The organism is Streptomyces sp. NPDC059853 (genome assembly GCF_042731495.1).
Lineage (GTDB): Bacteria > Actinomycetota > Actinomycetes > Streptomycetales > Streptomycetaceae > Streptomyces.
This window is the reverse complement of sequence record NZ_JBHWJL010000255.1, coordinates 1-7,755: the sequence shown is the minus strand read 5'-3', so window position 1 is coordinate 7,755 and position 7,755 is coordinate 1. Positions and strand designations below refer to the sequence as shown.

The 7,755-nt window shown below is 74.6% G+C and carries 6 protein-coding genes; 2 read left to right on the top strand and 4 right to left on the bottom strand.

The genetic code is table 11. The annotated features are described in order from the left end of the window. Positions 1 to 710: 710 nt before the first annotated feature. The 4 genes from ACFV5N_RS21785 to ACFV5N_RS21770 are packed head-to-tail and all read right to left on the bottom strand — an operon-like array spanning position 711 to position 5,223. On the bottom strand, positions 711 to 1,628 hold the full coding sequence (locus tag ACFV5N_RS21785) for a DUF2510 domain-containing protein (RefSeq protein ID WP_385602375.1): 918 nt from the start codon (positions 1,626 to 1,628) through the stop codon (positions 711 to 713). Positions 1,629 to 1,675: 47 nt separating this feature from the next. Continuing rightward, positions 1,676 to 2,461 (bottom strand): 3-oxoacyl-ACP reductase, encoded by a 786-nt coding sequence (locus ACFV5N_RS21780; protein ID WP_385602372.1) that lies wholly within the window; start codon positions 2,459 to 2,461, stop codon positions 1,676 to 1,678. 3 nt (positions 2,462 to 2,464) lie between these two features. After that, on the bottom strand, positions 2,465 to 3,835 hold the full coding sequence (locus ACFV5N_RS21775) for an aldehyde dehydrogenase family protein (protein ID WP_385602370.1): 1,371 nt from the start codon (positions 3,833 to 3,835) through the stop codon (positions 2,465 to 2,467). A gap of 20 nt (positions 3,836 to 3,855) precedes the next feature. Further along, a complete protein-coding gene (locus ACFV5N_RS21770) occupies positions 3,856 to 5,223 on the bottom strand; it encodes a glutamine synthetase family protein (RefSeq protein ID WP_385602367.1) in 1,368 nt (455 codons plus the stop codon). A 72-nt stretch (positions 5,224 to 5,295) separates the two neighbouring features. Between ACFV5N_RS21770 and ACFV5N_RS21765 the strand changes: the two genes are divergently transcribed. Both ACFV5N_RS21765 and eat read left to right on the top strand, forming a co-directional pair. Continuing rightward, positions 5,296 to 6,051, top strand: coding sequence for a FadR/GntR family transcriptional regulator (locus ACFV5N_RS21765; protein WP_385602364.1), 756 nt, complete (start codon positions 5,296 to 5,298; stop codon positions 6,049 to 6,051). Between the two features lie 111 nt (positions 6,052 to 6,162). Continuing rightward, on the top strand, positions 6,163 to 7,671 hold the full coding sequence (gene eat / locus ACFV5N_RS21760) for an ethanolamine permease (protein WP_385602361.1): 1,509 nt from the start codon (positions 6,163 to 6,165) through the stop codon (positions 7,669 to 7,671). Positions 7,672 to 7,755 lie beyond the last annotated feature (84 nt).

The window sequence follows — 7,755 nt, the reverse complement described above, 5'->3', positions numbered from 1 at the left end:
TCACCGCCTCCGGGGACGACGGACCACCCGTACGCCCCTCCCCCGGACCCGGCGCGGACACCGCACCAGCCGGCCCCGTACGGACCGGGGCCGCACGGCCCACCGCCTCCGGCGACGCTCCACCCGTGCGCGCCGCGGCTGCCCCCGGGGTGACCGGCGCGCCGCCGTCCCCCGCGCGGGCGGTGCTCTTCGGCCCCGCCGGTACGGGCGGCTGCGGCGCCGGCGGGCGGCCCGTACGCGGGGCGGCGGTCGCCGGGGCGGGCTGCGCGGCCCGGGGCGGGCCCGCACCCGCCGGCCCGTCCTCCGTCCGTCCGTCCGCCGGGCCCGGCGGTGTGGACACCGAACGGCCCCGCGCCGTGGGCACGGTGGCCGGACGCGGTGGGGGCGCGGGCGGGTGGGTCCGGGGCCGGAGCGGGGCCGGTGGTGCCGACGGTATCGGCGGGCTGTCCTCCGCGGGCGGTGCGGCGGACGCCTCGGGGGCCGGGCGGTCCACCGGGGCGGCGGCGGGCGGCTGCGGAGGGCGCGGGGGTGCGGGGGGTGCGGGCGGTGTGGCGGGCTGCTGCTGCCCCGGCTGGGTGCTCATCCCGTTCCCGCCCCTCCCGACCGGCCCTGCCCCGTCGCTGCTCATCACGGTCGTGGTCACTCTACGTGTACCGGTTCATCCAGTGGTACCGGGCGCCGGAGCAGGGAGCGTACCAACCCCGCGCCGGTTACCGGGTCTTCGTTCCGTCTCCGTCCGGCGGGCGGATCTGCGCGGTGATCCGGTCGATGTCACCGGCCGGCGGGGCCTCGCCGCCGAGGTCGAAGCCGAAACGGAGCACCAGGAGTTGGCCCGATCCGTCCGGTGCGGGGAAGACCACCGACTCGGCGTACGCCTCGATGCCCGCGCCGGTGGTGAGCCGCGTACGGATCCGGTAGCCGCGCTCCCCCGCCACCGTCGTCTCCTCCGCGAGCAGGGTCTGCTGCTCGCGGACCCCGTCGTAGGTGGCGGTGCCGAAGGACTCCTCGATGTGGGCGGTGATGTCGGCCTCGGCGGCCCGGCGCGGGTCGGCTCCCGCGGTGGCGTCGGCCGGGCCGAGGGAGGCGCCCGCCGTGACGCAGGAGCGGGCCGGGTCCGCCGGGCACGGGTAGGTGCCGGTGGTGACCAGCAGGCCCGGACCGGACGCCTCGGGGGGCTGTTCCTCCCAGCCGGGCAGGATCGGCAGCGCGAGGCCGCCGGGCCCTGGCCGGCTCAGCGGTGCCGCGCCCGCTTCCGCCTCGGGCCCGGGGCCGGGGCCGTGCCCCGGCCCCGGTTCGCTTCCGGGGCCGGGGCCGCTCGCCGGGGCGGTGGAGGCGTCCGTGCCGTCCGCGCTGTTGCCCAGCAGCAGGGCCCCGCCCGCCGCGAGGGCGGCCAGCATCAGTGCGCTGCCCACCGCGACCACGAGGGCCCCGCGCCGCCCCCGCGCGCCACCGGACGGCGGCTGCCGCGGCGGCCCGGGCCGGCCGGGCGGTGTGAGGGGCCCGGGCGCGGCCGGGGCGCGGGTCTCTCCGGTCCAGGCGGTGCCGTCCCACCAGCGTTCGGGTGCCGGGCCGTCACCGGCGTGGCCCGGGTCGGGGAACCATCCGGGAGCTGAAGAATCCGCACTCACGCCCGAGAACTTCTCACAGCATCGCGTCGCCCACCAGCGTCCGCGTGCTACAGCGGGGTGACATACGCCCCGGCGATGCCGCCGTCAACGAGGAATTCGGCGGCGTTGACGAACGAGGCGTCGTCGCTGGCGAGGAACGCGACGGCCGCGGCGATCTCCTCGGCCTCGGCGAACCGGCCGGCCGGGACGTGCACCAGGCGCCGGGCGGCCCGTTCCGGGTCCTTGGCGAACAGTTCCTTCAGCAGCGGGGTGTTGACCGGCCCCGGGCACAGCGCGTTGACCCGGATGCCCTCCCGGGCGAACTGCACGCCCAGTTCCCTGGACATGGCCAGGACGCCGCCCTTTGAGGCGGTGTAGCTGATCTGCGAGGTGGCCGCGCCCATCACGGCCACGAACGAGGCGGTGTTGATGATGGAGCCCTTGCCCTGCCGCCGCATGTAGGGGAGGGCGGCCTTGCAGCACAGGTAGACGGAGGTGAGGTTGACCTCCTGGACCCGGCGCCAGGCGTCGAGCCCCGTGGTGAGGATGGAGTCGTCGTCGGGGGGTGAGATCCCGGCGTTGTTGAAGGCGATGTCGACGGAGCCGTAGGTGTCGTCGGCGGTGCGGAACAGCGCCTCCACCTGCTCGGGGTCGGTGACGTCGGCGGCGACGTACAGTCCGCCGGTCTCCTCGGCGGCGGCCCGGCCCCGTTCGGCGTCGATGTCGGCGCACACCACGTGGGCGCCTTCGGAGGCGAGCCGGCGCGCGGTGGCCAGGCCGATGCCGGAGCCCGCTCCGGTGACGACGGCGGTGCGGTCCACCAGGCGGCGGCAGAGAGCGGTCTCCTCGGGCATGGGTCAGTTCTCCTCGGTGCTGATGAAGACGTTCTTGGTCTCGGTGAAGGCCACCAGCGCGTCGGGGCCGAGTTCGCGGCCGAGCCCGGACCGCTTGTAGCCGCCGAAGGGGGTGGTGTAGCGGACGCTGCTGTGGGAGTTGACGGAGAGGTTGCCGGCGGCGACGCCCCGGGCGACCCGGAGGGCGCGGCCCGCGTCGCGGGTCCACACCGAGCCGGCGAGGCCGTAGTCGGTGGCGTTGGCGAGCCGTACCGCCTCGGCCTCGTCCTCGAAGGGGGTGACGACGGCGACCGGGCCGAAGATCTCCTCGGTGGCGGTGCGTTCGTCCACCGTGTGCGCCTCCAGCACGGTCGCCGGGTACCAGTAGCCGGGGCCGGCGGGGACGGTGCCGCGGATGGCGGCGGGGGCGGTTTCGGGGACGTAGGAGCGGACGCGTTCGCGCTGGGCGGCCGAGACGAGCGGGCCCATGGCGGTGGCGGGGTCGGCGGGGTCGCCGACGGTGACGGCGTGCACGGCCGGTTCCAGGAGTTCCAGGAAGCGGTCGTAGACGGTGCGCTGCACCAGGATGCGGCTGCGGGCGCAGCAGTCCTGGCCGCTGTTGTCGAGGAAGGAGCCGGGGGCGGTGGCGGCGGCCCGCTCCAGGTCGGCGTCGGCGAAGACGATGTTGGGGCTCTTGCCGCCGAGTTCGAGGGTGACGGGTTTCACGGCGGCGGCGCAGCGGGCCATGATGCGGGTGCCGACGGCCGTGGAGCCGGTGAAGACGATCTTGGCGACGCCGGGGTGGTCGACGAGGGCGCCGCCGGTGGTGGGGCCGTCGCCGGGGAGGACCTGGAAGAGGTCCTCGGGCAGTCCGGCCTCGGTGGCGAGTCCGGCCAGCCGCAGCGCGGTGAGCGGGGTGTTCTCGGCGGGTTTCAGCAGCACGGCGTTGCCGGCGGCGAGGGCGGGGGCGGTGCCCCAGCCGGCGATGGGCAGCGGGAAGTTCCAGGGGGCGATGACGCCGACGACGCCGAACGGTTCGTGGAAGGTGAGGTCGATGCCGCCGGCGACCGGGATCTGCCGGCCGGTCAGGCGTTCCACTCCGCCGGCGGCGTACTCCAGGAGGTCGCGGACGTTGCCGGCCTCCCAGCGGGCGTTGCCGATGGGGTGGCCGGCCTCGCTCACCTCGATGGCGGCGAGTTCCTCCACCGCGCCGTCGACGGCGTCGGCGAAGCGGCGCAGCAGCCGGGCCCGGTCGGCGGGGGCGAGGGCGGCCCAGCGTTCCTGGGCCCGCGCGGCCCGGGTGACGGCGGCGTCCACCGCGCGGGGTCCGGTGGCGGGGACGGTGGCGATGGTCTCCTCGGTCGCCGGGTTGATCACCTCGTGCTCGTCCTGCACGTGTGGTGTGCTCCTTTCCCTCACAGGCGTTCGAAGGAGCGGTAGCGCTCCCAGTCGGTGACGGCGGTGTCGAAGGCGTTCTGCTCGACGCGGGCCAGGTTGAGGTAGTGCTCGACGACGTCGTCGCCGAAGGCGTCGCGGGCGAGGGTGCTGTTCTCCCAGAGGTCGGCGGCCTCGCGCAGGGTGGCGGGTACGGTGCGGGCGCCGGCCGTGTAGGCGTTGCCGGTGCAGGGGTCGGGGAGTTCGAGGCCCCGGTCCACGCCGTGCAGTCCGGCGGCGATCATGGCGGCGACGGCGAGGTAGGGGTTGACGTCGCCGCCGGGGAGGCGGTTCTCCATGCGGTGGGAGCGGCCGTGGCCGACGACGCGCAGGGCGCAGGTGCGGTTGTCGGGGCCCCAGGCGACGGCGGTGGGGGCGAAGGAGCCGGGCCGGAACCGTTTGTAGGAGTTGATGTTGGGGGCGTACAGCAGGGTGAGTTCGGGCAGGGCGGCGAGCTGTCCGGCGAGGAAGTGCCGCATGGTGGGCGACATGCCGTACGGGCCGTCGGGGTCGGCGAACACCGGCCGTCCCTCGCCGTCGCGCAGCGAGAAGTGGATGTGGCAGGAGTTGCCTTCGCGTTCGTCGTACTTGGCCATGAAGGTGAGCGCGTTGCCCTGCTGGGCGGCGATCTCCTTGGCGCCGGTCTTGTAGACGGTGTGCTGGTCGCAGGTGGTGAGGGCGTCCGCGTAGCGGAAGGCGATCTCGTGCTGGCCGAGGTTGCACTCGCCCTTGGCGGATTCGACGGTGAGTCCGGCGGCGCCCATCTCGTTGCGGATGCGGCGCAGCAGGGGTTCGACGCGTCCGGTGCCGAGGACGGAGTAGTCGACGTTGTACCGGTTGGCGGGGGTGAGGCCGCGGTAGCCGGCGTCCCAGGCCTGTTCGTAGGTGTTGTCGAAGACCATGAACTCCAGCTCGGTGCCGGCGTATCCGTGCCAGCCGCGTTCGGCGAGCCGGTCGATCTGGCGGCGGAGTATCTGCCGGGGTGAGGCGGTGACGGGGCTGCCGTCGTGCCAGGCGAGGTCGGCGATCATGAGGGCGCTGCCGGGGTGCCAGGGCAGCCGGCGCAGGGTGGCGGGGTCGCCGTGGAGGGCGAAGTCGCCGTAGCCGTTCTCCCAGGAGGCCATGGCGAAGCCGTCGACGGTGTTCATGTCGGTGTCGACGGCCAGCAGATAGTTGCAGCCCTCGGTACCGTGGTGCAGCACTTCATCGAGGAAGAACCGGGCGGCGAACCGCTTGCCCTGGAGTCTGCCCTGCATGTCGGTGAACGCGAGGACCACGGTGTCGAGTTCGCCGAGGTCCACCAGGGCCCGCAGTTCCTCGATGCTCAGCGGGGGTGTGGGTGCTGCCACGGGAGGGCCTCCTGTCGCTACCGCCGGAGGCCATAAGGTATCCATGCAGACCATTGATTGGGAAGTAGGTCGATGGACGACGTCAGCAGCGCGGCGGCGCCGGTGCCGCACGGCGCCCTGCCGCCCGGGGTGCTGCGCCCGGTGCGGGCCGGCAACGGTTTCGAGGAGGCGCTGGAGCAGATACTGCGGGTGCTGCGCCTGGGACTGGTACCGCCCGGCGGCCGGCTGCCGGCCGAACGGGAGCTGGCCGACCGGCTCGGCGTCAGCCGGGTCACGCTGCGCGAGGTGCTGAAGGTGCTCCAGGACGAGGGCCTGGTGGTCAGCCGGCGCGGCCGGTACGGCGGCACCTTCGTCCGGGAGCGGCCCGGGCCCGGCCGGGAGGCCGCGCACGGCGAACTGCGCCGCCGGCTGGCCGGGGTGGATGTGGAGGACGTGCTGCGGCTGCGCGAGGTGCTGGAGTCCGGGGCGGCCGGGCTGTGCGCGGCCGATCCGCCCGACCCGGCGCGCACCGAGCGGCTGCGCGCCGCGCTCGCCGCCACCCAGGAGGCGCCGCTGGCCGACTACCGGCGCGCCGACACCGCGCTGCACCTGGCACTCGCCGAGCTGAGCGGATCGCCGAGCCTGGCCGCCCAGTACGCGGCGGTGCGCGCCGAACTCAACGCGCTCCTGGACTGCATCCCGCTGCTGGTGCGCAATCTCGCCCACTCCCAGGAGCAGCACGCGGCCCTGGTGGCGGCGGTGCTGGCGGGCGACGCGGACGCCGCCCGGGAGACCGCCCGCGAGCACTGCGCCGGGACCGCGGCCCTGCTGCGCGGCTTCCTCACCTGACCCGCGCACCCCGGGTGTTTACCGCTGTTTTACGCAACGGTCTTGCGCCGCGCGCACTGTGGCGGCAAAGGTATGCCGCCACACCATTGCGGCGCGAGGCAGGAGCGGCCCATGTCGGACGGAACCCAGCTACCCCCCACCGCACCGCCGGGGACCGCGCCCGGCTCCGGCGCGCGGGAGGCGTATCTGAGCCGGCGCGCCCTGCGCGGCGGCAGCGCGGGCCCGCTGCTGCTCACCGGGCTCGGCGTGGCGTACGTCGTCTCCGGCGACTACGCCGGCTGGAACTTCGGCCTCGCCGAGGGCGGGTTCGGCGGCCTGGCCATCGCCGCGCTGCTGATGGGCCTGATGTACGCGGCCCTGGTCTTCGCCACCGCGGAACTCGCCGCCATCCTGCCCACGGCCGGCGGCGGCTACGGCTTCGCCCGCCGGGCGCTGGGCCCCTGGGGCGGCTTTCTGACCGGCACCGCCATCCTCATCGAGTTCGTGCTGGCCCCGGCCGCCATCTCCATCTTCATCGGCGACTACATCGAATCGCTCCACCTCTTCGGGCTCACCTCCGCCTGGCCGGTCTATCTGGGCTGCTTCGTGGTGTTCATCGCCATCCATCTGTGGGGCGTGGGCGAGGCGCTGCGCTTCTCGCTGGTGGTCACCGCGGTCGCCGTCGCCGCGCTGCTGATCTTCGTCCTCGGCGCCCTCAGCGACTTCGAGGCCGGCTCCCTCAACGACATCCCCGTGGACACCACCGCCTTCGGCGCCACCTCCTGGCTGCCGTTCGGGCTGCTCGGCATCTGGGCGGCATTCCCGTTCGGCATGTGGTTCTTCCTCGGGGTGGAGGGCGTCCCGCTGGCCGCCGAGGAGGCCCGCGACCCGGCCCGTACCCTGCCGCGCGCCATGGCCGCGGCGATCGGCATCCTCGCGGTGCTCGCCCTGCTGACCTTCCTGGCCGCCGCCGGGGCGGGCGGCTCTGCCGCCCTGATGGACGCCGGGAACCCGCTGGTGACCGCGCTCCAGGAGGACGGCGAGCCGACCGCGCTGAGCCGGTTCATCAACTACGCGGGCCTGGCCGGTCTGGTGGCCTCCTTCTTCTCCCTGGTGTACGCGGGCTCCCGGCAGTTGTTCGCGCTCTCCCGGGCCGGCTATCTGCCGCGCTTCCTCTCCCTGACCAGCCGCCGCAAGGCCCCCTACCTGGGGCTGCTGATCCCCGGCGCGATCGGCTTCGGCCTGGCGGCGGCCACCGGCAACGGCGACACCATGCTGAACGTCGCGGTCTTCGGCGCGGCCATCTCGTACGCGCTCATGAGCCTGTCCCACATCGTGCTGCGCCGCCGCGAGCCCGACCTCCACCGCCCCTACCGCACCCCCGGCGGGGTGCTCACCTCCGGCACCGCCTTCGTGCTGGCCCTGGCCGCGCTCGTGGCGACCTTCCTGGTGGACCGGGAGGCGGCACTGATCGCGCTGGGGGTGTATGTGGTGGCGATCGGCTACTTCGGCTTCTACTCTCGGCACCGGCTGGTCGCGGCGGCCCCCGAGGAGGAGTTCGCCGCGCTCGCGGCGGCGGAGGCCGAACTCCGCCGGGACCGCGCGGCCACCCCGTCCCCCGGCCCGGAGCGTCCTCTGTGAGCACACCCCCGCTGATCGGCATCAGCACCTATCTGGAACCCGCCGCCCGCTGGCGGGACTGGAACCTGCCCGCCGCGCTGCTGC